Source organism: Ruegeria sp. CJ6 (assembly GCF_056536665.1).
The window spans coordinates 631588-655604 of record NZ_JBQFQB010000001.1; the positions used below are offsets into that span (position 1 = coordinate 631588).

General features: G+C 58.2%; 21 protein-coding genes. 16 read left to right on the forward strand and 5 right to left on the reverse strand.

The annotated features are described in order from the left end of the window. The first annotated feature begins 9 nt into the window (after positions 1-9). The 3 genes from ACR0BT_RS03195 to ACR0BT_RS03205 all read left to right on the forward strand — a co-directional run bounded on the left by ACR0BT_RS03195 (position 10) and on the right by ACR0BT_RS03205 (position 2555). Positions 10-903 (forward strand): PfkB family carbohydrate kinase, encoded by an 894-nt coding sequence (locus ACR0BT_RS03195; protein WP_480762517.1) that lies wholly within the window; start codon positions 10-12, stop codon positions 901-903. Then, positions 900-1814 carry a pseudouridine-5'-phosphate glycosidase gene (locus ACR0BT_RS03200; RefSeq protein ID WP_170595474.1) on the forward strand — a complete coding sequence of 305 codons (915 nt, stop codon included), beginning with the start codon at positions 900-902 and terminating at the stop codon, positions 1812-1814. The genes ACR0BT_RS03195 and ACR0BT_RS03200 overlap by 4 nt, the downstream gene beginning before the upstream one ends. A gap of 63 nt (positions 1815-1877) precedes the next feature. Continuing rightward, positions 1878-2555, forward strand: a complete 678-nt coding sequence (locus ACR0BT_RS03205) for a DUF502 domain-containing protein (RefSeq protein WP_170396909.1) — start codon at positions 1878-1880, stop codon at positions 2553-2555. Here the strand turns inward: ACR0BT_RS03205 and ACR0BT_RS03210 are convergent, their stop codons facing one another. Next, on the reverse strand, positions 2556-3581 hold the full coding sequence (locus tag ACR0BT_RS03210) for a patatin-like phospholipase family protein (RefSeq protein ID WP_170421876.1): 1026 nt from the start codon (positions 3579-3581) through the stop codon (positions 2556-2558). A 64-nt stretch (positions 3582-3645) separates the two neighbouring features. Then, positions 3646-4419: a 3-hydroxybutyrate dehydrogenase gene (locus tag ACR0BT_RS03215; protein WP_170421879.1), complete on the reverse strand. Its 774-nt coding sequence runs from the start codon at positions 4417-4419 to the stop codon at positions 3646-3648. A gap of 293 nt (positions 4420-4712) precedes the next feature. Between ACR0BT_RS03215 and ACR0BT_RS03220 the strand changes: the two genes are divergently transcribed. From ACR0BT_RS03220 to ACR0BT_RS03240, 5 genes are all read left to right on the forward strand, one after another. After that, positions 4713-6539, forward strand: a complete 1827-nt coding sequence (locus ACR0BT_RS03220) for an extracellular solute-binding protein (RefSeq protein WP_480762518.1) — start codon at positions 4713-4715, stop codon at positions 6537-6539. A 32-nt stretch (positions 6540-6571) separates the two neighbouring features. Beyond that, the gene (locus ACR0BT_RS03225) at positions 6572-7396 is read left to right on the forward strand and encodes an arsenate reductase/protein-tyrosine-phosphatase family protein (RefSeq protein WP_480762519.1); all 825 of its coding nucleotides are present in this window, start codon (positions 6572-6574) and stop codon (positions 7394-7396) included. Between the two features lie 26 nt (positions 7397-7422). Beyond that, complete coding sequence (locus ACR0BT_RS03230) at positions 7423-7899, forward strand: arsenate reductase ArsC (protein ID WP_170396900.1); 477 nt, start codon at positions 7423-7425, stop codon at positions 7897-7899. After that, the gene (locus ACR0BT_RS03235; protein WP_170509637.1) at positions 7896-8555 is read left to right on the forward strand and encodes an MIP/aquaporin family protein; all 660 of its coding nucleotides are present in this window, start codon (positions 7896-7898) and stop codon (positions 8553-8555) included. Before ACR0BT_RS03230 ends, ACR0BT_RS03235 begins: the two co-directional genes overlap by 4 nt. A 187-nt stretch (positions 8556-8742) precedes the next feature. Then, positions 8743-8979, forward strand: coding sequence for a hypothetical protein (locus tag ACR0BT_RS03240; protein ID WP_170396893.1), 237 nt, complete (start codon positions 8743-8745; stop codon positions 8977-8979). Here ACR0BT_RS03240 and ACR0BT_RS03245 read toward each other — a convergent pair. Beyond that, positions 8968-9591: an XRE family transcriptional regulator gene (locus ACR0BT_RS03245; protein WP_170396891.1), complete on the reverse strand. Its 624-nt coding sequence runs from the start codon at positions 9589-9591 to the stop codon at positions 8968-8970. The genes ACR0BT_RS03240 and ACR0BT_RS03245 overlap by 12 nt on opposite strands. 65 nt (positions 9592-9656) lie before the next feature. Between ACR0BT_RS03245 and ACR0BT_RS03250 the strand changes: the two genes are divergently transcribed. The 5 genes from ACR0BT_RS03250 to ACR0BT_RS03270 all read left to right on the forward strand — a co-directional run bounded on the left by ACR0BT_RS03250 (position 9657) and on the right by ACR0BT_RS03270 (position 15510). Then, a complete protein-coding gene (locus tag ACR0BT_RS03250; RefSeq protein WP_480762520.1) occupies positions 9657-11174 on the forward strand; it encodes a class I adenylate-forming enzyme family protein in 1518 nt (505 codons plus the stop codon). Next, a complete protein-coding gene (locus ACR0BT_RS03255; RefSeq protein ID WP_480762521.1) occupies positions 11171-11830 on the forward strand; it encodes a DsbA family oxidoreductase in 660 nt (219 codons plus the stop codon). The genes ACR0BT_RS03250 and ACR0BT_RS03255 overlap by 4 nt, the downstream gene beginning before the upstream one ends. 73 nt (positions 11831-11903) lie before the next feature. After that, on the forward strand, positions 11904-13112 hold the full coding sequence (locus ACR0BT_RS03260) for a multidrug effflux MFS transporter (protein WP_170406074.1): 1209 nt from the start codon (positions 11904-11906) through the stop codon (positions 13110-13112). A gap of 59 nt (positions 13113-13171) precedes the next feature. Then, positions 13172-14836: a hypothetical protein gene (locus ACR0BT_RS03265; RefSeq protein WP_480762522.1), complete on the forward strand. Its 1665-nt coding sequence runs from the start codon at positions 13172-13174 to the stop codon at positions 14834-14836. After that, entirely contained in the window at positions 14833-15510 is a 678-nt protein-coding gene (locus ACR0BT_RS03270; protein WP_170636176.1) for an SH3 domain-containing protein, read from the forward strand. Before ACR0BT_RS03265 ends, ACR0BT_RS03270 begins: the two co-directional genes overlap by 4 nt. On the opposite strand, the gene mfd is transcribed toward ACR0BT_RS03270, so the two are convergent. Together mfd and ACR0BT_RS03280 are read right to left on the reverse strand one after the other, a co-directional pair. After that, positions 15507-18962 (reverse strand): transcription-repair coupling factor, encoded by a 3456-nt coding sequence (mfd, locus tag ACR0BT_RS03275; RefSeq protein ID WP_480762523.1) that lies wholly within the window; start codon positions 18960-18962, stop codon positions 15507-15509. The two genes, ACR0BT_RS03270 and mfd, sit on opposite strands and share 4 nt — an antisense overlap. 21 nt (positions 18963-18983) lie before the next feature. After that, on the reverse strand, positions 18984-19508 hold the full coding sequence (locus tag ACR0BT_RS03280) for a component of SufBCD complex (RefSeq protein WP_170396878.1): 525 nt from the start codon (positions 19506-19508) through the stop codon (positions 18984-18986). A gap of 120 nt (positions 19509-19628) precedes the next feature. Between ACR0BT_RS03280 and hemB the strand changes: the two genes are divergently transcribed. The 3 genes from hemB to ACR0BT_RS03295 all read left to right on the forward strand — a co-directional run bounded on the left by hemB (position 19629) and on the right by ACR0BT_RS03295 (position 23971). Next, positions 19629-20627, forward strand: a complete 999-nt coding sequence (gene hemB, locus ACR0BT_RS03285) for a porphobilinogen synthase (protein ID WP_170626883.1) — start codon at positions 19629-19631, stop codon at positions 20625-20627. A 143-nt stretch (positions 20628-20770) separates the two neighbouring features. Beyond that, positions 20771-21343: a YSC84-related protein gene (locus ACR0BT_RS03290; protein ID WP_170509617.1), complete on the forward strand. Its 573-nt coding sequence runs from the start codon at positions 20771-20773 to the stop codon at positions 21341-21343. 165 nt (positions 21344-21508) lie between these two features. Continuing rightward, positions 21509-23971, forward strand: coding sequence for a penicillin acylase family protein (locus ACR0BT_RS03295; protein WP_480762524.1), 2463 nt, complete (start codon positions 21509-21511; stop codon positions 23969-23971). The last annotated feature ends 46 nt before the right edge of the window (positions 23972-24017 follow it).

Sequence of the window (24017 nt, forward strand, 5' to 3'; positions counted from 1 at the left end):
ACACAAGGCATGAACAAGAAAAGCGAAATTTTGTGCATCGGCTCGGTCCTTTGGGACGTGATCGGACGCTCGGCCAGCGCCATGCGACAGGGCTCGGATGTACCCGGCCGCATTACTCGCCTGCCGGGTGGCGTCGCCATGAACATCGCCATGACGCTGGTGCGGTTCGGAATGACCCCGACTTTGCTGACCGCAATTGGCCGCGACGCTGAAGGGGATGAACTGGTCCGGTCCTGCGCGCGTTTAGGGATGGTCACCGATCACATCTATCGCTCGCAAGACCTGCCCACCGACCGTTACATGGCGGTCGAAGGGGCCAACGGGCTGATCGCCGCCATTGCCGATGCGCATTCGCTTGAAGCTGCCGGAGCCAAAATCCTGCGTCCCTTGATGCATGGTCCGCTGGGTTATGAAAATACACCATTCGAAGGGCCCATCGCGCTGGACGGTAACCTCACGCTGACCTTGCTTGAAGAGATCGCCCAAAGCCCCGCCTTTGCCAAAGCCGACCTGCGCGTCGCCCCGGCCTCGCCCGGCAAGGCAGAACGGCTGCTGCCCTTCCTCAAACACGCCCGTGCAACGCTCTATGTGAATCTCGAAGAGGCCGGACTGCTTTGCCAACGCGAGTTCACCGATTCCGAGAGCGCCGCCAAAGGCCTGCTGGACCGTGGCGCGTTGCGGGTTCTTGTGACCGATGGCGGCAACTCGGCCACCGTCGGGGATGCTGATGCTGTCTTGACCCAAACACCCCCGTCCGTTCTGGTCACCCGCGTGACCGGCGCGGGCGACACTTTCATGGCCGCCCATATCGCCGCCGAGGCGAATGGTGCCGACAGCGACGCGGCACTCAGCCGCGCGCTGCGCGCCGCTGCAACCTATGTTTCCGGAGAAACCCCACTGTGATCACCATTCACTATTCCGCAGAGGTCCGCGCCGCCAAGGATGCGGGCCAACCAATCGTGGCATTGGAAAGCACCATCATCACCCATGGCATGCCCTACCCCCAGAACATCGAGGTCGCGGCACAGGTTGAACAAGACATCCGCGATGCGGGCGCCGTTCCAGCAACGATTGCCGTTATTGACGGAGTTTTGCACGTCGGCCTCGAAGCCGACCAGCTGAGCGCACTGGGTCAAGCGCAAGGCGTCGCCAAACTGTCACGCGCTGACATGGCCGCCTGCCTCGCCACAGGCGGCACCGGGGCCACCACCGTCGCCGCAACAATGATCGCCGCACATTATGCAGGCATTGAGGTCTTCGCCACCGGAGGCATCGGTGGGGTGCATCAGGGGGCCGAAACCTCCTTCGACATCTCCGCTGACCTGCACGAGCTCGCGCAGACCCCGGTGACTGTGGTCGCGGCCGGGGCCAAAGCCATCCTCGACCTCGCCAAAACGCTTGAAGTTCTGGAAACGCTCGGCGTCCCCGTCATCGCCCACGGACAGGACGAGTTCCCGGCCTTCTGGTCCGCAAAATCACCCTTGGCAGCCCCGCTGCGCATGGATGATGCCGCTGACATAGCAAAAGCCCACGCTACACGGCGTGCGTTGGGGCTGCCGGGTGGTCAGTTGGTCGCTAACCCGATCCCGCAAGCCGACCAGATCCCGTCCGAGGAACTGGCCCCGATCATCGCGTCCGCACAGGCCGATGCAGAAACTCACCGGATCACTGGCAAAGGCGTCACACCTTATCTGCTACAGCGTATCTATGAACAGACCGAAGGCCGTTCGCTTACCGCCAACATCGCATTGGTACGCAACAACGCCCGACTGGCAGCGGTCATCGCGCGTGCGCTGACGGAATCAGCCCACTGACCCCAGCTATTGCACCAAGCGCCCGGACTGCTTACCTAATTCCGCAAACCACTCAGGACCGCAATGAACACTCCGTTTGACGAAGAACCCCACCGACGCCCCGGCCTGTTCTCCCGGCTACGCGCGTCCTTTCTGACTGGTATCGTCGTCATTGCTCCGGTGTGGCTGACCATCTGGTTAATCTGGTCTGTGGTTGGCTGGATCGACAGCGCCGTCCTGCCCCTGATCCCGCAACGGTTCCAACCCTCGGAATATGTCGGCATCAACCTGCGCGGCGTTGGCGTGGTCATATTCCTGCTGTTCACGATTATCGTCGGCTGGATCGCAAAGGGCATCCTGGGCCGTTCTCTGATCCATTTCGCCGAGAGTGTCGTCGACCGCATGCCCGTGGTCCGTTCGGTTTATTCCGGGATCAAGCAAATCTCGGAAACTGTGTTCGCCCAGACCGAGCGGTCTTTCGAAAAAGCCTGCCTGATCCAGTATCCGCGCCGGGGCATCTGGGCAATCGGCTTCGTCTCGACAACAGCGCGCGGTGAAGTGAGCGATCGCGCCGAAACCGGGGGCGAGTTGCTAAGCGTGTTTGTCCCGACAACCCCAAACCCCACATCCGGGTTCCTGTTGTTTTTCCCCGCAGAGGATGTGATCCTGCTGGATATGTCCATCGAGGATGCAGCCAAGCTGGTGATCTCAGCGGGTCTGGTTTACCCGAATGACAAAGACCCAACCCAGCCGCCTGAATAATCAACCAAACATTGCGGGCAAATCGACCGTGCTCCGCTGACCCAGATCGTCCTTATGCACGCTCAGAAACTGATCCGCCGCATCGCGCCCGGACTGTTTCAGCCGGTTCAGCACAACCGGGTTTGGCACGATCTTGGTGGCCGCTGAAAGGTCGTTCATCAAGGCGTCATCAGCGATCATATGCACCAGCACCCGGCTCATCTCACCAGCCTTCAGCTTGCCTTCGGCCAGAAGCCGTTGAACGAAATTGATCGCACGCAGCTCGCGAAACAACGATGAGTTAAAGCTGATCTCATTGATCCGGTTCTGAATCTGCTGCGGCGTTTTAGGCACCTCATCGCGTTCCAGCGGGTTGATGTTCACAATCACCACATCATCTGGCAAATCCCCACCGAACAACGGATAAAGCGCCGGGTTTCCGGTATAGCCGCCATCCCAATACGCTTCGGTCCGCTCGGATTTCGGGTCATAGATTTCAACCGCCTGAAACAGGTTCGGCAAGCAGGCCGAGGCCAGAATCGCATCGGTCGAAATCTCCTCGCCTGTGAACACGCGAATCTTGCCGCTGCGCACACAGGTGGCGCAGACAAACAGCGCGGGCCCTTCGTCTGCACAAATCTCATCAAAGTTGAACCGATCCACAACCGGGGTGAGCGGATTGCGATAAAACGGCCCATAGGCGTAAGGCGATACCAGCCGCGACCATGCTTCGGCCATCGAGAACGGAACGGAGTACTCCAACGCTTGTGCAACATGAGCAGGCTCAATGCCCCGCATCCAATGGGCAATTCGCATATCGCCGACGGCACCCATGCGTTTCCAAAGCCCATCCAGACACGCCCGCGCCCCTTCGCGCCCTGCATGCACCATCCCTGATTTGAACGCTGCCCCGTTCAAAGCGCCGGCCGAAGTCCCAGTGATCGCGGCAACCTCGATATCCTCTTCATCCAGCAATCGATCCAGTACACCCCAGGTAAACGCGCCATGCGCCCCACCGCCCTGCAATGCCAGATTGATCCGTTTCATGGTTCCGCCTCTTCATCTGGCCAGAAATACCTCGGGGGTATGGGGGCAGAGCCCCCATGGTCCCTCACAATGCCGTCCATCCCCCATCCACAGATATCGTCGTTCCTGTGATCTGTGCCGCTGCATCCGAGCACAAGAAGATCGTAGTTCCGCCCAGCTGCTCGACCGTGGCAAACTCCTTCGACGGCTGCCGCTCCAGCAGGATGTTCTTCACCACATCCTCGCGGCTCATATTGTACTCTTTCATCGTGTTGGGAATTTGCGCCTCAACCAATGGAGTCAGTACGTATCCCGGACAAATAGCATTGCAGGTAATCGGCTCCTGCGCAGTCTCCAGCGCCACGGTCTTGCTCATGCCGACGACACCATGCTTTGCCGCGATGTAAGCCGCCTTGTAGGGCGAGGCCGTCAGACCGTGAGCCGAGGCAATATTCACGATCCGCCCCCAGCCCGCCGCGCGCATCATCGGAAGCGCTGCCGCCATCGTATGAAAGACCGAATTCATGTTGATCGCGATGATCGCATCCCATTTGTCCGACGGAAACTGATCGATCGGAGCCACATGCTGAATGCCGGCGTTGTTCACCAGAATGTCACAAGCACCTGCCTGTTCGATCAGTGCACGGCATTCATCGCCCTTGGACATATCTGCCTTGATATAGCGCGCGTTGGTTCCCGTCTCTTTGCCAATCTCGGTGGCCAGCGCATGATCTTCATCACGGTCGGTGAACGAATTCAGCACCACATCCGCCCCGGCCTTCGCCAGCTCACGCGCGATGCCCAGCCCAATCCCCGAATTCGACCCCGTGACGACGGCTGTTTTGCCCGACAGACTCATGGCACTCTCCTTATGAGTTTTTGTTTCTCAAACACAGTGCCATGCTGCACCTGCAAAGAAAACGGGGAATGACCTGATCCGCGCACCCGCACGAGTTTTGCCAAAAAAAACGCCCGCACGAAGCGGGCGTTAAGTTATTGAGGCAGGTTTCATACAGGCAAGAAACCTATCGAGCAGTAGAACCTTTATAAGCAATTCCACGCCCTCGTCCAAGCTAAAAGTTTGATAATAAGAAAAATCATGGCTACGGTGAATCCCAAACAAAATAAGGCCAGAGCAGGATTGTTTCCAAAATGAGCCCCGATTATCTCCGCCCCCTTCGTCCCGCGATTGTGGGAATCACCTGTATTTTCGCCGCCTCAATGGCGTCAGCAGAATCGGCCCATGGCATAGCTATGTATGGTGACCCGGCCCTACCACCGGATTTTGTGTCGCTACCCTACGCAAATCCTGACGCGCCCAAGGGCGGCAAGGTCGTATTTGGCAATACCGGCGGCTATAACAGTCTGAACCCGTTTGTGCAAAAAGGCACCGCGCCGTGGCAGTTGCGATTTTGGACTCATGAAAGCCTGATGGGCCGCTCCTGGGACGAACCTTTCACTCTTTACGGGTTGTTAGCCGAATCAGTAGAGACGGATTCGGACCGAACCTGGGTCGAATTCACGCTGCGCGAAAATGCTGAATTCTCGGATGGATCGCCGGTCACTGTCGATGACGTGATCTGGTCGTATGAGACACTGGGCACCGAAGGCCACCTGCGATATCGCGGGCTGTGGGGCAAGATTGATAGCATTGAACAGACTGGACCGCGCAGCGTTCGGATCACCTTTAACGAACCGGATCGCGAACTGGCCCTGATCGCCGGAATGCGCCCGATCCTGCAAAAAGCGCAGTGGGAGGGAAAGTCGTTCGCTGACGCTCAACTACACGATATACCCATCGGTTCCGGACCATACGTAATCGATGACTATGAGGCTGGCCGCTATGTGAACCTGCGTCGCAATCCTGACTATTGGGGTGCCGACATCCCCTACCGCAAGGGCACGATGAATCTGGATGACATGCGGATTGAATTCTACGGAGACGGCACAGTCGCGTTTGAAGCGTTCAAAGCTGGCGAGCTTTCGGCCGTTCGTGAATTCAACGCGGATAAATGGAATACGCAGTACAACTTCCCAGCGGTTCAGCGCGGTGATGTTGTGAAGACGGAAATTCCCCATCAAAAACCATCAGGCATGACCGGCTTTGTCATGAACACACGCAAGGCCCCATTCGATGACTGGCGCGTACGCGAGGCACTAACGCTGGCCTTCAACTTCGAGTTCATCAACGACACCATTACAGGCGGGGCGCAGCCCAGGATCACCTCCTATTTCTCGGGTTCGGAATTGGGGATGCAACCCGGACCGGCCACTGGTCGTGTCGAGGAATTGCTTCAACCTTATGCCGCCGAGTTGGCACCGGGCACGCTGGATGGATATGAATTGCCTCAAAGCGATGGAACCGAACGCAACCGCCGAAATATCCGCAATGCGCTTAAACTGCTGGAAGAGGCCGGATGGACCATTCAGGACGGCCAGCTTCGCAACGCCAGCGGTGAGCCGTTTGTGATTGATCTGGTCATCAGCCAGGGCAGCCTGAATGTGGTGCAGGATGTCGGCGTGATCGCGGAAATCTACGCCCGCGCCCTCGAACGCCTGGGTATCCAGTTGACAGTCGAGAAAGTAGATGACGCGCAATATACTTCACGCATCGATGCGCAAGATTTTGACATGACCCCGTTCCGTCGTGCGCTGTCGCTCTCGCCAGGCAACGAACAACGCCTGTATTGGGGCAGCGAAAACGCCAACGCTCCTGGGACGCGGAATGTCATGGGTCTGACCTCGCCCGCCGTGGACGGGCTGATCGACGCGATGCTGGCCTCGGAAAGCCACGAGGATTTTGTTGCGGCAACGCGCGCGCTGGATCGTGTTCTGACAGCGGGTCGCTATGTTATTCCTATCTGGAGCTTTGATGTCGGCCGTATCGCCCATGTCAAAGAGCTGAAACAACCCGACACTCTGCCAATTTATGGCGATGGGCCAGAATATATGCCACAGGTCTGGTGGTTTCAGGATTGACGAGTCCCTTCTATTTCCATATTTCATGAATTATGGAAATAGAGATTCATGACAGGCTGAACGCACTCGCACATCCCAAGCGGCTGGATCTGTTCCGGCTGTTAATGCGTCGCTATCCAGATACCGTTGCTGCGGGTCAGATTGCCGAGGCTTTAGCGCTGAAACCCAATACTGCGTCAACCTACCTGAATGCATTGAAATCCGCCGGGCTGATCCAGCAGTCGCGCAGCGGGACATCATTGCAATATTCCGCCAACTTACCAGCGGTGCGCGGGCTGTTTGATGAGTTGCTGGGCGGTTGCTGTCAAAATCGTCCTGATCTGTGCATGCAACCCTCGGATGACCCCGTTATGGCGTCCCCTGGCCGCGTTATGAATGCGCTTTTCCTCTGCACCGGAAACTCGGCCCGTTCGATCATGGCTGAAGCCATCCTGAACAATGAAGGTAACGGCTTGTTTCGTGCTTATTCGGCAGGAACGGCACCATCGGACGGACCAAATTCAATCGTTTTGGAACTCTTGAAGCAAAAAGACTACGACACGACCTCACTCCGCTCAAAATCACTGGAAGAATTTGCCGCTGCTGATGCCCCAAAGATGGATTTTGTCTTTACCGTCTGCGACCACGCAGCGAACGAGGCCTGCCCCGCTTGGCCAGGACAACCGATAAGCGCGCATTGGGGTCTGCCCGATCCGGTCAAAGTTGAAGGAACCGACGCGCAAAAGCAGCTGGCATTCCAGCAGGCCTACGGATTGCTGCGCAACCGTATCACCGCCTTTGCCAGCCTCCCGTTCGAAACGCTCGACCGCATCTCACTACAACACAAGGTGGATGACATCGGTCGAATGGCCGAATAGTCCTCGATCAATCCAAGGATACCCCCATGAACATACTGGTTCTATGCACCGGCAACTCGGCTCGGTCGATTCTGCTAGAGTCGCTCTTCAATCACACCGGCGAAGGGCGTGTACGCGCCTATTCAGCAGGCTCCAACCCGACCGGGAAGGTGCATCCGCAATCCTTGACGCTGCTTGGTGCCGAAGGCCATGACGTCCGCGATGCCCGCTCTAAAAGCTGGGATGAGTTTGCAGCAGAAAATGCTCCGGAAATGGACATAGTGATCACGGTTTGCGGCTCAGCCGCCGAAGAGACATGTCCCGTCTGGCCCGGCGCCCCCGTACGCGCGCATTGGGGTGTCGAGGACCCGGCTGCCGCGTCTCAGTCAGACTGGGAAACCGCCTTTAGGACCGCATATGACATTCTTGGGCGCCGCGCCGAAGCACTTCTGGAGCTGCCCATTGAAACCATGGACAGCGTTGAACTCTCGGCACATCTCAAACGTATTGGAGCCCTGCTGTGAGCGCCCGCCAGTACTTTGCCGAATTCCTCGGAACCGCCTTCCTGCTGATCGGCGTCGTCGGATCAGGCATCATGGCGCAAACCTTGTCCGACGGGAACATCGCGCTGGCGTTGCTGGCCAATGCAATTGCGACCGGCTGCATCCTTTACGCTATCATCACTACGCTCGGCCCTGTCTCGGGCGCTCACTTCAACCCTGCAGTGACATTGGCCTTTGCGCTGCGCGGTGAACATCCCTGGCGTGCGGTCACCCCTTACATGCTTGTTCAGATTGCCGGAGGTATCGCGGGGGTCTGGGCCAGCCATTACATGTTTGACCTGCCGATTCTGCAAACTTCGGAAACGATGCATCGTACCGGGGCTCATCAGTGGTTTTCGGAAATTATCGCCACTTTGGGTTTGCTGTTTGTGATTTTCGGCGGAATTCGGCACAAGCCGGACACGGTACCAGCCCTTGTGGGCCTCTATATTACCGGCGCCTACTGGTATACGTCTTCCACAAGTTTTGCTAATCCGGCCGTTACAATCGCAAGGGGCTTTACGGATACCTTTGCGGGGATATACCCTGCGCACATTCCGATGTTCATAATTATGCAGTTAATTGCTGTATTTATCGGACACAAAATACTGAACTGGTTATTCGAACCAGCAGAATAACGGACCGGCCGCCACTCACTTTACAGCAGGTCCGTGGGCCCGTTGCGGTATCTCCGCAGCGGGTTTTTTGCATCTTATCTCCCGACTCCGGCTGCGACATTTTGTCATGTCTGCAGCAACGCACGGCGCTCCGTAGGCTGTCTTGGGGGAGAGCAATCCTGAAACACCAACTAAGGAAGGCTCGCAGATGCTAAACTGGGCTGATCTGACGCAAGACTGGGACGCGTCATATGCGCGTGCAAAACGTAGGTTTCCGAACCTGCGCGATAGGGATATGGCGCGCGTTGGCGAAGATCGCAAACAGTTCGAAGCTTACCTGGCCGAGCGTCACCACCTGACCGTAAACGAGGCGCGCGAAGAGCTTGAGGATTTCCTGTTCACCGAAGCATTGAACCGCGAAGCGGCTCAAGCCCTAAGCAAGTGACGTCACCCACAGGATCGTCGCATCCTCATCACTGACCGAAATGACGTTATGCCCCATGCTGCCGTCGTAATAAGCGCTGTCGCCGCGGCGCATTTCGACCGGCTCATAGAACTCGGTAAACAACCGCACCACTCCGGTCAGAACATACAGAAATTCCTCACCATCGTGACGCACCCAGCCGTCAAATTCTTCCATCGAGCGTGCACGTACACGGGCGCGATAGGGCAGCATCTGCTTTTTGGTCAGCGTTTCTGCCAGCAACTCATGTTCGTAGGTGGTGGTCGCATGGGCCGCACCCCCGCCCATCTTGGTCACTGCCATTCGACCGATCACCTGATCGCGTTGTGGCGGCGTAAAAAGCTGAGGCACCGAAATCTCCAATCCGGTCGCCAGCTTTTTCAAAGCATCATAGGTCGGAGACATCTGACCATTTTCGATCTTGCTGAGTGTCGACCGGGCCAGACCCGCCTGACTCGCCGCCTGTTCCAGCGTCCAGTTGCGGGCTTTACGCAGTTCGCGCACGCGCGCGCCCAGATCGACCGGCTCCAACTCGGTGTTGACACCATTGTCGCGGGCAATTCTGACGATAGATTTATGATCATTGGTGGCCATGGGTCTTTCTATAGGGCGAGCATGCCCTGCTTGCAACGCGCCTCGCACGGGGATAGCCAGTTCTCATGTTGTCGATCTTTGATCAGGGGCCGCCTACGCCCTGCCCGCGCCCATTCAATCTTGCCGCGCATGTGCTGCGCCATGCGAAAAGTTCAGCTGAGAAGACCGCACTTTCGGTGCTGGGATCGGATGGTGCAACAGACTGGACCTATGGCGATCTGCATTCGGCGATAATGGGCACCGGTTCAGGATTGCTGCAGAGCGGCCTTCGCGCCCAAGACATTGTTCTCATGCGATTGGGCAATACCGTCGATTTTCCGATCGCCTATCTGGGCGCAATCGCCGTGGGGCTGGTCCCCGTGCCCACCTCATCACAACTGACCGAGCAAGAGACCGCAAAGATCATCGACGATCTGAAACCCGCCGCCATTTTGCGAGATCCTCAGGTCGCCTGCGCGCCGCGCCCGGATCAGATCATGCTGCCTGAACTGGCCCGGATGCGATCACTTCCGCCTGCAAGTTTTGCCATGGGAGATCCCGAGCGGCTGGCCTACGTGGTCTACACTTCGGGCACTTCAGGCAAACCCCGTGCGGTTGCGCATGCACACCGCGCCATCTGGGCTCGGCAGATGATGGTCGACGGCTGGTATGGCCTGAAATCCTCGGACCGGCTGTGCCATGCGGGGGCATTCAATTGGACCTACACGCTGGGCACCGGCTTGATGGACCCTTGGGCCATTGGTGCAACGGCTCTGATCCCTGAACCCGGGACAGACATACGCGATCTGCCTGCCCTGTTGAAACAACATCGTGCCACCATCTTTGCAGCCGCACCGGGGGTCTTTCGGAAGATGATGCAAAGTGACACGCAGCCCGGCCTTCCCGATCTGCGCCACGGCCTTTGCGCCGGGGAAAAGCTGTCGCGACACCTGTATGAACAATGGGTCCAGTCCACCGGCACCGAGCTTTATGAGGCTTACGGCATGTCCGAATGCTCGACCTTCATCTCATCCAGCCCAAGCCACCCGGCACGCGGCACAGCGTTGGGGCAGCCGCAGCCCGGGCGTCGGATTGCCATCCTTGGGCCGGATGGCCCTGTGCCACAAGGTCAGGAAGGAACAATAGCCGTACATCGCGAAGATCCGGGCCTGATGCTAACCTATCTGAATGCCCCGGACGAGGCCGCTGCTCGGATGCAGGGGGATTGGTTCCTGACCGGTGATCAAGGCGCGATGGCCGTTGATGGGCAAATCACCTATCTGGGTCGAGATGACGACATGATGAATGCGGGCGGATATCGCGTTTCCCCGGTCGAAGTCGAAGCGGCCTTATCCACCCATCCCGAGATCACCCAGGTCGGGGCGGCTACGGTCGAGGTAAAACAGGACAGTTCGATCATCGTTGCCTTCTACACTGGCCCCGAAGAACTGGACGCGGCGGACCTGCACGCCTATGTGTCTGACAAGTTGGCGCGCTACAAACAGCCGCGTGCCTTTGTCCATCTGCCCGCCTTGCCCACCGGAGGCAACGGCAAACTTCTGCGCCGCGCCCTGCCGGCCTATTTCAAGGCGACGTCCGAATGACACACACTGTAAAGCTCGACATCATGTCCGATCCGATTTGCCCCTGGTGCTATATCGGCAAGACCCATCTGGACAAAGCGCTCGCCGAAGTGCCAGACCACCCCTTTATGATCGAGTGGCACCCCTTTCAGCTGAACCCCGATATGCCCGACGAGGGCATGGATCGGCGCGAATACCTTGAACGGAAGTTCGGCGGTAAGGACGGAGCAGTTCGCGCATACGCTCCCGTTGTCGAACATGCCGAAAACGCAGGTTTGAATATCGATTTCGAAGGCATGAAACGTACGCCCAACACGCTGGATGCCCACCGCCTGATCCACTGGGCGGGGATTGAGGGCAGGCAGGATGCCGTGGTCGATGCACTCTTTAATGCTTACTTCGTCGAGGCGCGTGATATTGGTGATCATGAGGTGTTGGCTGATGTCGCCGACAGCGTCGGCATGGACGCAGCGGTCGTACTGAAACTGCTGCAGTCAGACGCCGACCGAGAAGATATCCGTAACCGCGACAGCCATTCACGCGAAATGGGCGTAAATTCGGTTCCCACATATATCGTTGCAAACCAGCACGCCGTTCCGGGCGCGCAACCTCCTGAATTGTGGGCAAAAGTGATCGCTGAGATCATGTCTCAGATTGAGGCTTCCCCTGCAGAATAGCACATACCCCTGTGCATTTCTGATCTAGTCCAACCCGAAACGCCGTGATAGCGCATTCGGGAAGGAGTTCCCCATGGCCGACCGCATGTCCCGGGGCGAATTCATTGCGTTGATCGCGATGATGTTCGCCACGATAGCCTTTTCGATCGATTCAATGCTGCCAGCCCTGCCCGAGATCGGCGCAGAGCTCAGCCCCTACGATCTGAACAAAGCACAGTTGATCTTGACCTCTTTTGTGCTGGGCATGGGGATCGGCACATTCTTTACTGGGCCAATTTCCGATGCGGTCGGGCGCAAGCCGGTGATTTATGGCGGTGCTGCTCTCTATATACTGGCCTGCGCCGTTGCGTGGTCCAGCTCATCGCTTGAACTGGTGCTGGCTGCGCGCATCGCGCAGGGCCTCGGGGCGGCCGGGCCGCGCGTTGTGGCCATGGCAATCATTCGCGACTTGTTTTCAGGGCGCGAGATGGCGCGCATCATCTCGATCGCGATGATGATCTTTACTCTGGTCCCCGCCGTGGCACCGCTGCTAGGCGCAGGCGTTATTGCACTGGTCGGCTGGCGCGGCATCTTTGTGTCCTTCATCATATTCGCCACGATCATCGTGATCTGGATGGCCACGCGCCTGCCTGAATCTCTGGCGCCCGAAAACCGACGCCCCTTCCGCCTGCCCCTGATGATTGCGGCAGTGCATGAGATGTTCGCACACCCCACCGTACGCCTCTCGATCCTGGTGCAGACCCTTTGCATGGGGTTGCTGTTCACCATGCTAACGATGGTTCAGCCGGTTTTTGACGTCATCCATGATCGGGCAGACAGCTTTCCCTTCTGGTTCGCCTTCGTGGCGCTGATCTCGGGTTCGGCCAGCCTTTTGAACGCCGCCGTGGTCGTACGCGTCGGGATGCGCCGTATGGTGACCTGGGCCTTGGGCGCGCAGATTCTGATCACAAGCGCCGTCATCATCCTGAACATGACACCACTTTCACCGGGCGCATCCTTTGCTGTTTTTGTGGCGTGGCAGACCTCGATCTTCTTTATGGCCGGTGTAACCATGGGCAACCTCAACGCCATTGCCATGGAACCTATGGGTCACATCGCGGGAATGGCTGCCTCGGTCATTGGCTCGATCGCCACAATTCTGGCGGCTGCCATCGCGGCCCCTATTGGGCTGTTATTTGACGGGTCGATCACACCGCTGACGACCGGCGTGCTAACGATGTGCATCCTTGGCTTCGGCCTGATGCTACATATGGGCCGGATTGAAAACAGACTGCCCGCCTGATCTGTGCAGAGCCGCTGAAACACGTTAACCTTCCCGCAAATCGTGGGGGGGGGGGCGCCATGAGCGACTATTATGATCTGGGCACGTATTCCTGTGCCGTCACCACAGCATCACCCGAAGCACAGCTTTGGTTCGATCGCGGATTGGTCTGGACGTATGGCTATAACCACGACGAAGCGGTCACGTGCTTTCAGAAAGCTGCCAAGATTGACCCGGATTGCGCCATGGCCCATTGGGGCGTCGCCTATGCGGCAGGCCCAAACTATAACCTGCCTTGGGAATTGCGGGACGATCAGGGCCGGGCCAAATCACTGGCCATCGCCTATGATGCAACACTGAAGGCACTGTCGCTGCTCGACGGGTGCACAGCGGTTGAGCAAGCGTTGATCCGCGCCCTACCCGCCCGATACCCTCAGCGCGACCCCACCGAAAACATGCACCAATGGGACTATGACTATGCGGACGCCATGCGCGCCGCATTTGCCGAACAGCCTGATGATCTGGACCTGCGCACGATCCATGTTGAGGCGCTGATGAACCTCACCCCGTGGCAGATGTGGGACCTGAAAACGGGCCAACCGGCCGAGGGTGCCGCGACCCTTGAAGCGCAAGACGCTTTGGAGAGCGCTATGGTCAATGACCCGGCGTCGATGTCTCATCCCGGTCTACTTCACCTATATGTGCACCTGATGGAGATGTCGCCGACGCCAGAAAAGGCGCTGCAGGCCGGAGACATCCTGCGTACACTCGTACCCGATGCCGGTCACCTGGTGCATATGCCGACCCATATCGACGTGCTGTGCGGCCACTATCACAACGTTGCCTACTGGAACGAAAAGGCCACCGAGGCCGATCTGAAATATTATGAGCGTGAAGGCGCGTTCAACATTTATACCGGCTATCGTCAGCACAACTATCACTTCACCATCTATGGCGCTCTGTTTCTCGGTCAGATGGAACCAGCCCTGCGTGCCAATCAGGGCCTGTGGGATACCACCCCCGAAGATATGCTTCGGATCGAAAGCCCGCCGATGGCGGATTATTTTGAAAGCTACATGTCCATGGGCCCGCATATCCTGATCCGCTTTGGCCGCTGGGAAGAGGCCAAGGCACTGAATTTGCCAGACGACCCTGACCTCTATCGCACTTTGACAGCAACAACACATTATGCTCGCGCCATCGCCCATGCAGCCACTGATGAGGTGGCGCAGGCCGAGGCCGAAGAGCAGTTGTTCCTTGCCGCAAAAACCTGCGTGCCCGAGACCCGCCGCCTGCACAACAATCGGGTCATCGACCTTCTGGAGATCGCAGCGGAAATGCTGCGCGGAGAAATCGAGTATCGCAAAGGCAACTACGAGATTGCCTATGCACATCTACGCCGCTCGGTCGAATTGGATGACACGCTGCCCTATGACGAGCCATGGGGTTGGATGCAACCAACACGCCATGCGCTTGGTGCGTTGTTGTTCGAACAAGGGCATGTGAACGAGGCTGAGGCAGTCTATCGTGAAGATCTAGGCTTGGGTGGCACGCTCAGCCGCGCCTCGATCCACCCTGACAATGTCTGGAGTTTGAAGGGTTTGCATGATTGCCTGAAAGCACGCGGCGAGACAGTAGAAATCCGCCAAATCAAGCAACGCCTTGATCTTGCCTTGGCGCGCGCGGACCGCACCGTCGGCGCGTCGTGCTTCTGTGCCCAAGCCGCCATGAGGGCTGCGGAATGAAGCTATTCCTTTTGGTGGCAGGCCTGCTGCTTGCCAGTCCAGCGCTGGCACAGCGCCAGACCTTTCCACCTATCGACGAGGCAGGTCAAAATCCATCACTGGTCGCATTCCGAGCTGACTTGCTGGCGAAAATCGAGGCACGCGATACCGATGCAGTTGTCGCCGCCGCTTGTCCCGACATCTATCTCAGTCACGGCACAGCAGGTGGACCGGAAGAGTTTCGCACCAACTTGACTGTGCCTCCGGAAACGCTTGGTGAAGAATTTAAGGACGAGGCTGCGGAGCTACGTGATTTTTACTGGTCGCAATTGCAGCAAACGGTTTCCCAACCGGGATATTTTGACGATCAGGGTGAATTCTGGATGCCGCACTATTGGCGGATCATTCTTCCCGCTACAGTAGACCCTTTCACCGCCTTCTATGTTTCGGGTGAAAGCATCACACTACGTCAGGCACCGTCTCGTGGCGCGCCCATCCTTGCGCTGATCAGTCATGAAATCGTGATCGTCCCTGACTATCAACCTGATGAGGAATACCAGAAAATCAGACTGACCGATGGGACATCGGGCTACTTACTCAGCGATTTTCTGGCATCAATGGTCGGTTACCGCGCTGCGCTTGTAAGATCCGAAGCGGGTGACTGGCAGCTCTGCACTTTTGTGACAGGGGACTAGGCTTTCGCCTTTTTCTTCACAGCCACGACCTTTTCGGCCAGATCACGGGCGATGGCAAACGCACCTTTGATCTTGTCGCTGTCCTTCTTCCAGTCGCGCCGCACAACGATCTTGTTGTCCTTGACCTTGGCCAGCCCGCGTTGGTTCTGAATGAACTCGACCAACCCCTCGGGAGAGGCGAACTTATCATTGTGGAACTGTATCGTTGCGCCCTTTGGCCCGCCGTCCAGCTTGGCGATCCCGGCGCGTTTGCACATCGCCTTGATGCGCACGACCAGCATCAGGGTATTCACCTCTTTCGGCAGGCTGCCGAAGCGGTCGATCAACTCGGCAGCGAATCCTTCCAGTTCCACTTTCGTCGACAGTGACGACAGGCGGCGGTAGAGGCCCAGACGCACGTCCAGATCGGGCACATAATCCTCGGGGATCAGAACCGGGACACCCAGATTGATCTGCGGCGCCCATTGGTCATCGGCATCCGATAGCCCCTCCATCTCGCCGGCTTTGATCTTGGCAATCGCCTCTTCCAGCATCGATTGGTAGAGTTCGTAGCCCACATCACGCATCTGGCCGGACTGTTCCTCACCCAGCAGGTTGCCCGCACCACGAATGTCGAGGTCTTGCGATGCCAGTGTGAACCCGGCCCCGAGCGTATCCAGCGAGCCCAGAACCCGCAGCCGTTTCTCAGCCGTCGCCGTCAGGCGCTGGCGCGGTTTGGTGGTCAGATAGGCATAGGCGCGGGTTTTTGAGCGCCCCACCCGCCCCCGGATCTGATAGAGCTGCGCTAGGCCAAACATATCCGCCCGATGCACGACCATCGTGTTGGCAGTCGGGATATCCAACCCGCTTTCTACGATCGTCGTGGCCAGCAGAACGTCGTATTTACCGTCGTAGAACGCGTTCATCCGGTCATCAAGCTCACCCGCAGCCATCTGCCCGTGTGCGACCACGTAGGATAGTTCAGGCAACTGCTCTTTCAGGAATTCCTCGATCTCAGGCAGGTCAGAGATGCGCGGCACCACATAGAAGCTCTGCCCGCCACGATAATGCTCGCGCAGCAGCGCCTCACGGATCGTTACCGCGTCGAATTCGCTAACATAGGTGCGGATCGCAAGCCGGTCGATGGGGGGCGTGCCTATGATCGACAGATCACGCACGCCTGTCAGGGACAGCTGCAGAGTTCGTGGGATCGGTGTCGCTGTCAGGGTCAGGACGTGCACGTCCGAGCGCAGCTGTTTCAGCCGTTCCTTGTGGCCCACGCCGAAATGCTGTTCCTCGTCGATGATCAGCAGGCCTAGATTATTGAACCGTATCCCTTTCGCCAGCAACGCATGGGTGCCGATCACGATATCCACCGTGCCCCGCGCCAGCCCGTCTCGGGTTTGCTGCGCCTCTTTGGCCGAGACAAAGCGCGATAATTGCCGGACCTCCAGCGGGAAACCCCGGAAGCGTTCCTTGAAGGACGCCGCGTGTTGCCGTGCGAGCAACGTGGTCGGTGCCACAATGGCAACCTGTACGCCCGACATCGCGGCGACAAAGGCTGCGCGCATGGCGACCTCGGTCTTGCCAAAGCCTACATCGCCACAGATCAGACGATCCATCGGCGCGCCGGAATGCATGTCTTCCATCACCTCGGAAATCGCGCGCAACTGATCGTCGGTCTCCTGATATGGGAAACGCGCGCTGAACTCTTCCCATGCATGTGGCGGTGGGTCCATGACAGGAGCTTTCCGCAGGGCTCGTTCGGCGGCGATGCGGATCAGCTTGTCCGCCATTTCGCGGATGCGCTCTTTCAGCTTGGCCTTCTTTGCCTGCCAAGCGCCACCACCCAAGCGATCAAGCAGCCCTTCGTCATGGCCATATTTCGAAAGCAGTTCGATGTTTTCGACCGGCAAGTAGAGTTTGGACTGTTCAGCATATTCCAGCAGCAGGCATTCATGGGCGGCCCCCGCAGCCGTAACGACCTCCATCCCCTGATACCGCCCGATCCCGTGGTCAACATGCACCACCAGATCACCGGGCGACAGCGACTGCGTTTCAGTCAGGAAGTTCTCGGCCTTGCGGCGTTTCTTGGGTTGGCGGATCAGACGGTCGCCCAGAACGTCCTGTTCCGAGATCACGGTCAGATTGGGCGCTTCAAACCCGTGTTCCAATGCCCAAACCGCAAGATGCAGGCCGCGCTTTCCAACCCGGGTCCCGTCGGTCACCGGGATTGCCTCGGCCAGGCCTTCATCTTCGATTAAGCCGGTCAGTCGTTCACGAGCGCCTTCGGAGTAAGAGGCAATGAGGACCGGCCCCTTGTCCATCTTTTTGGTGATATGCGCCGCCAGAGCGCCAAACAGGCTGATGCTTTCCTGCTGACGTTCGGGTGCAAAGTTGCGCCCGATCCGTCCGCCTGCATCGATCACGCCCGGACCACTCGCCTGCGGCAGCGGGCTGAACTGCAAAACGCGACGATCGCCCACTGCATCTTCCCATGCAGCATCGTCCATATAGAGCAGACCGGGAGGCGTCGGTTTATAAACCGTATCCATGCGCGAGCGGTTTTCCAAAGCGAGCTTTCGCGTCTCATACTGATCCGCAATCGTATCCCAGCGCGCCAGCCGAGCAGGCGTGACCTGATCGTCAAGCGAGATTGAGGCCCCCGGAAGATAGTCGAACAGGGTTTCCAGTTTTTCATGGAAAAACGGCAACCAATGCTCGATCCCCTGATGCTTGCGACCTGCGCTGACAGCTTCGTATAAGGGATCATCCGTACCCGCCGCGCCGAATTCGATGCGATAGTTCTGACGGAATCGGGTGATGGCGGCTTCGTCCAGTATAACCTCGGACACCGGGGCAAGCTCGACCACCTCAAGTTTTTCAGTCGTTCGCTGCGAGACAGGATCAAACCGGCGTGCACCATCCAGAACATCCCCGAACAAGTCCAGCCGCACGGGACCGCTCTCACCGGGTGGGAAGATGTCGATGATACCGCCTCGGATAGCGTAGTCTCCGGGCTCCATCACCGTGGGGCTTTGGGTAAAGCCCATGCGCACCAGAAAGTTGCGTAGGGCATCTTCGTCGATGCGCTGATCTACGCGAGCGGTGAATGCGGCCTCTCGCAACACTGCACGCGCGGGTACCCGTTGGGTCGCGGCATTGAGCGTGGTAAGCAGCACGAACCGCTGCGGCATCTGATGCACCAAGGCAGCCAGTGTTGCCACGCGGGCAGCAGAAATGTCGGCATTGGGCGACACCCGATCATAGGGCAAGCAGTCCCATCCGGGGAATACAAATACGGGCATGTCCGGCGCAAAGAATGCCAACGCTGCCCGCATCGCCTCCATCCGTTTGTCATCGCGGGCGATATGGCAGACTGGACCGCCCGAGCGCGCGATCTCATTCAGCACAAGCTGTGCATCAAACCCCTCGGGGCCGCCGCCGACTGTTACGTGGTTCGGAGCCGTCATTACCTTGCCTTTCAGGGACTACTAACCCAGGACACCAATCGAAATGTTCTGATACATTCCCCAGAACGCAGTGATCAAGATCGAGAACATACCAATGATCTGAGTAAAGGTCCGACTGCGCGTCAGCGTTTTGGAAACGTTTTCTACGGTCGCTTCTTGAGTCTGCAATCGACGCGCTGCCGCAATACTGATCATCATGACAAAACACATCGGGAGCAGAAGCAGAAATACGGCCTGTGCGAATTCCACGTCGTAGAAGAATCCCAACGTTGCAAGGCCTGTCAAAACAAAACAGCAAATTGCCATCAATACCAGACCCGAGGTTTCGACGATATACAACACTCTGTTCGAGTTGATCCGCGCGACATCCAGAAGGTCTTGTTCTGATTGACCACCTACACGACGGGCGCGCATCACAAGATCATAGGGCACCCCCATCGTCCAGTGGCTGGCAGATGACCAAAGAACGGCCAGACCGATCCAGTACCACAGATTCGAAAAGCTCCGCATGTCGATGAGTTCGAAAATCGAAGAGTATATGTCCAAGCGTCTGCCCTTTGTTCAACGTCCGCAGGGACCGTCATCGCAGCGATGCGTCCATTGTTACCCTTGAGACCACCGGGAATTCATGCCACCCAATGCGCAATTGTTCAAGGAGAGTGCGCCATGAAACCGACCATCGCCCTATATCCCCGGACCCGTTTCCGCCGGGCCCGCCAATCCGAGGCGATCCGGGGTCTGGTGCGCGAGAACACCTTGACCGTGAATGACTTTATCTGGCCTGTTTTTGTGCGCGATGGTGAAAATATCGAAGAACCCGTCCCGTCGATGCCCGGGGTCGTGCGACGCTCGGTCGACCTGATCACCAAAGCCGCGGTGGAAGCGCAAGCCCTTGGTATTCCTGCAATATGTATTTTCCCATACACCGATCCGAGCCTGAAAACCGAAGATTGTGCCGAGGCCTGGAACCCCGACAACCTGTCCAACCGCGCCATTCGTGCAATTAAGACTGCTGCGCCCGAAATCGCGGTGATGACGGATGTGGCCCTGGACCCCTACAACATCAACGGCCATGACGGCTATGTGGTCGATGGCGAGATTGTGAATGACCAGACTGTTGAGGCGCTGGTGAAAATGACGCTGGCGCAGGCCGAAGCCGGAGCTGACATCATCGGCCCGTCCGACATGATGGATGGCCGTATCGGCGCCATGCGCAGCGCACTTGAGTCGGCGGGTCACCACAATGTCATGATCCTGAGTTATGCCGCCAAATATGCCAGCGCTTTCTACGGCCCTTTCCGCGACGCCGTTGGGGCATCAGGCGCGCTGACCGGTGACAAGAAGACCTATCAGATGGATCCTGCCAACTCGGACGAGGCCCTGCGTCTGATCGAGCGCGATCTGACCGAGGGTGCAGATATGGTCATGATCAAACCGGGGATGCCATACTTGGACATCTGCCGACGGGTCAAAGACAGCTTCGGTGCACCGACCTATGCCTATCAGGTGTCTGGCGAATACGCGATGATCCAAGCCGCTGCACAAAACGGTTGGATCGACGGCGAAAAGGTGATGCTGGAAAGCCTACTGGCCTTCAAGCGCGCAGGGTGTGACGGCATTCTGACCTATTTTGCACCCGAAGCCGCGCGCATCCTGCAGGGCTAACACTTCAGATTGTCGCAATTTTTCGCCGATTTGCTGCGTGCGCAGCACAGCTTTCCCGTGACAGGCCGGTGCAATCGGCGTATTCTTGCAGACAAGATCGGGAACACCCGACATATCAGGCACATACACAGAGACAGAGAAACATGAGCAGTTCAAACTCCCCCCGACTTAGCCGTCGCGGTTTTGCTTTTGGCATGGCCGGACTGACGCTGACCGCCTCCTGCGGCAACGGCGTTGGCAACTCCAACGCAGTCACACTCGACGCGCGCGTCGACGCGACGCTGAACGAGATGTACAGCAAGTATCCCAACACCGTTGAGATTGCCAACAAGGCCAACGGAATGTTGGTCATGCCACTGATTACAGATGCCGGATTTATCTTTGGTGGCGCCTATGGTCAGGGTGCACTGCGTATTCAGGGCGCGACGGTCGACTATTATTCCGCCATCTCCGGTACTGCGGGTCTGCAGATCGGCGCACAGCAATATGCGCATGTTCTGTTCTTTATGACCGAAGAGGCCTTGAACGATTTCCGCCGCTCCAGCGGTTGGACGGCCGGTGCAGATATCGGATACGTCGTCGACGCGACCGGAGAATCCTTGTCGACCGACACCACTCAGTTGCGCAAACCCGTGCTGGCCGCAGTCTTTGGACAGGCGGGTCTGAAGTTCGGCGCGACGGTCGAAGGCACCAAATATACGCGCATCATCCCCTAAGACCCAAGATACCACCCTCCCCCCTCTGACGAGCCCCGCTACATCTTGTGGCGGGGCTCCGAGTTTTCGCGGTTTTCCACAAATTCCAGTGGCATTCCTCTTTCGGTCGGGCGGAGGTTCCAGTAACCTTGGCGCAAATGACCGCATAGAATTCTCGGGGGACAAATGGGCCTGGTTTTTCGCTGGCTGGTGAGACTTACGACAGGCCTGATCCTGCTGGCAATCGCTGCTGTGGGGTTGGTCTACTTTCTGGCCAGCCAATCCCTGCCTGAATACAATCAAACCCTTGAAGTTGAAGGTATAACTGCCCCTGTCGAGATCGTTCGCGACACTGCAAATGTGCCGCATATACTGGGCCAGTCCGACCCGGACGTGTTCTTTGGTCTGGGCTATGCCCATGCACAAGACAGGCTGTGGCAGATGACCATTCTGCGTCGGACCGCACAGGGCCGCTTGTCCGAAGTGTTCGGCCAGCGCACGGTAGCCATCGACAAATTACTGCGTCGTTTCGATCTTTACGGGCTCGCTCATCGCTCAGTCGAGTTTCAGGACGACTATACCAAGGCCGCGCTTCGCGCTTATTCCGCAGGGATCAATGCTCGGCTTACCGAGATCAACGAACAGGCGCTTGGACGTGGCGCCCCCGAGATGTTCCTGTTCAACGCCCCCGTTCCCCCATGGCAGCCGGGCGACAGCGTAGCGATTATCAAGCTGATGAGCCTGCAGCTTTCCGGCCATCTTGCTGATGAAGTGTTGCGCGCACGCACATCGCTGATGCTGGATAATCCCGCACGGCTGGCCGACATTCTGCCCGACGTCCCCGGTCCCGGTATTGCCGCGCTGCCCGAGTATGCTGATCTGTTTCCAGACCTTCCGCGCTATGCCCAAGGCACCCCGATGCCCGACACGCCGCTGTCGCCTTTCCCGCAGCGCGGGCTGGCAGGTGCGTCAAACGCGTGGACCGCCGCGCCGTCCCGCTCGGCCAGCGGTGGCACGTTGCTGGCAAACGATCCGCATCTGGGCCTCACCGCCCCGGGTATCTGGTATCTGGCGCGGCTGGAACTGGCCAAAGGCGGCGTTATCGGTGCAACGATTCCAGGCGTACCGGCAATCTCAGCCGGACGGAGTGAGCGCCTGGGCTGGGGCCTTACCTCCTCCTATCTGGACGATCAGGACGTTCACATCGAACAACTGAACCCCGACAATCCCGAAGAATACCTTACCCCAGACGGCTACAAACGCTTTCAGACCCGCCCTTCGATTATCGAGATCAAAGATGCCGCCCCAATTACCCTGACCCTGCGCTGGACCGAGAATGGCCCGGTTCTGCCGGGCACGCATTATGATCTGGAAACCATCACACCACCGGGCCATGTCGCGTCTCTGTCGTGGAGCGCGCTAAGCCCCCGCGATACATCCATGAGCGCCTCTTTGGCGCTGATGAATGCCGATTCAGTTCGAGACGCCATCGACGCGGCCGAGGACTATATTGCCCCTTCGCAAAACTTGTCGCTTGTCGATAAAGACACGATCGGCATGAAACTGGTCGGCGCAATGCCCCGGCGCGATCTGAACAATCAAAGCCGAGGCCGCATTCCCACCCCCGGCTGGCTGGAACGGAACCGTTGGCAGGGCCGCCTGCCCTATTCAGACAATCCTGAATTCGTGGCCCCGGTCGGCGGAGTTCTGGGTAACACCAACAACAAGATTATCGACCGGCCCTTCCCGCGCCATGTGTCGTACGAGTGGGGCGACACCCAGCGGGTCAATCGCTGGGAACGCCTGATGCAATCGCGCGAGGTACATACGCGTGACAGTTTTATCGAAGCGCAGTTGGACACGGTTAGCTTTACAGCGCGATCACTGCTGCCCCTGATCGGCGCCGATCTCTGGTTTACCGGTGAATCCGCACCCGAAGGTACGCCCGAACGGCAGCGTCAGATCGCGCTGGATCTGTTGGCCAACTGGAACGGTGAGATGAACGAGCATCTGCCGGAACCCCTGATCTACGCCGCATGGTTGCGCGCGCTGCAAATCCGCCTGATCTCGGACGAACTTGGCCCGCTGGCTGCCGAATACAAGCATGTCGAGCCGCTGTTTATCGAGCGGGTGTATCGCGATATCGACGGTGCCTCGGTCTGGTGCGACGTTCTTCAGAGCGCGCCCGTTGAAAACTGCACCGACATGGCACGACTGGCCCTGGATGACGCGATCATTTGGATTTCCGAGCGCTATGGCCCCGCACTCGAATCTTTACGCTGGGGCGATGCGCATCAGGCCACCCAGGACCACCCTGCGCTGGGCCAGGTTCCGGTGCTGCGGTTTTTCGTCAACATCCGCCAATCCACCAGCGGCGGCGATAACACCCTGCTGCGCGGGCGCACGTCAGGCGAAGGACCAGACCCGTTCCAGAATGTGCATGGCGCAGGTTATCGTGGCGTCTACGATTTTGCGGACCCCGATAGTTCGGTTTTCATCACCGCAACTGGCCAGTCAGGCCATTTCCTATCCCGCTATTATGACGATCAGGCCCAACTATGGCGGCGCGGAGAATACATCCCCATGTCGCTGGATATCGGGCTTGCCCGTGCAGCGGCAGTTGGTGTGACCGTCCTGAACCCGCGCTGATCTGATCGGCAAATCCCCGCCCCTTTTTGAACCTCGCGTGGCGCAC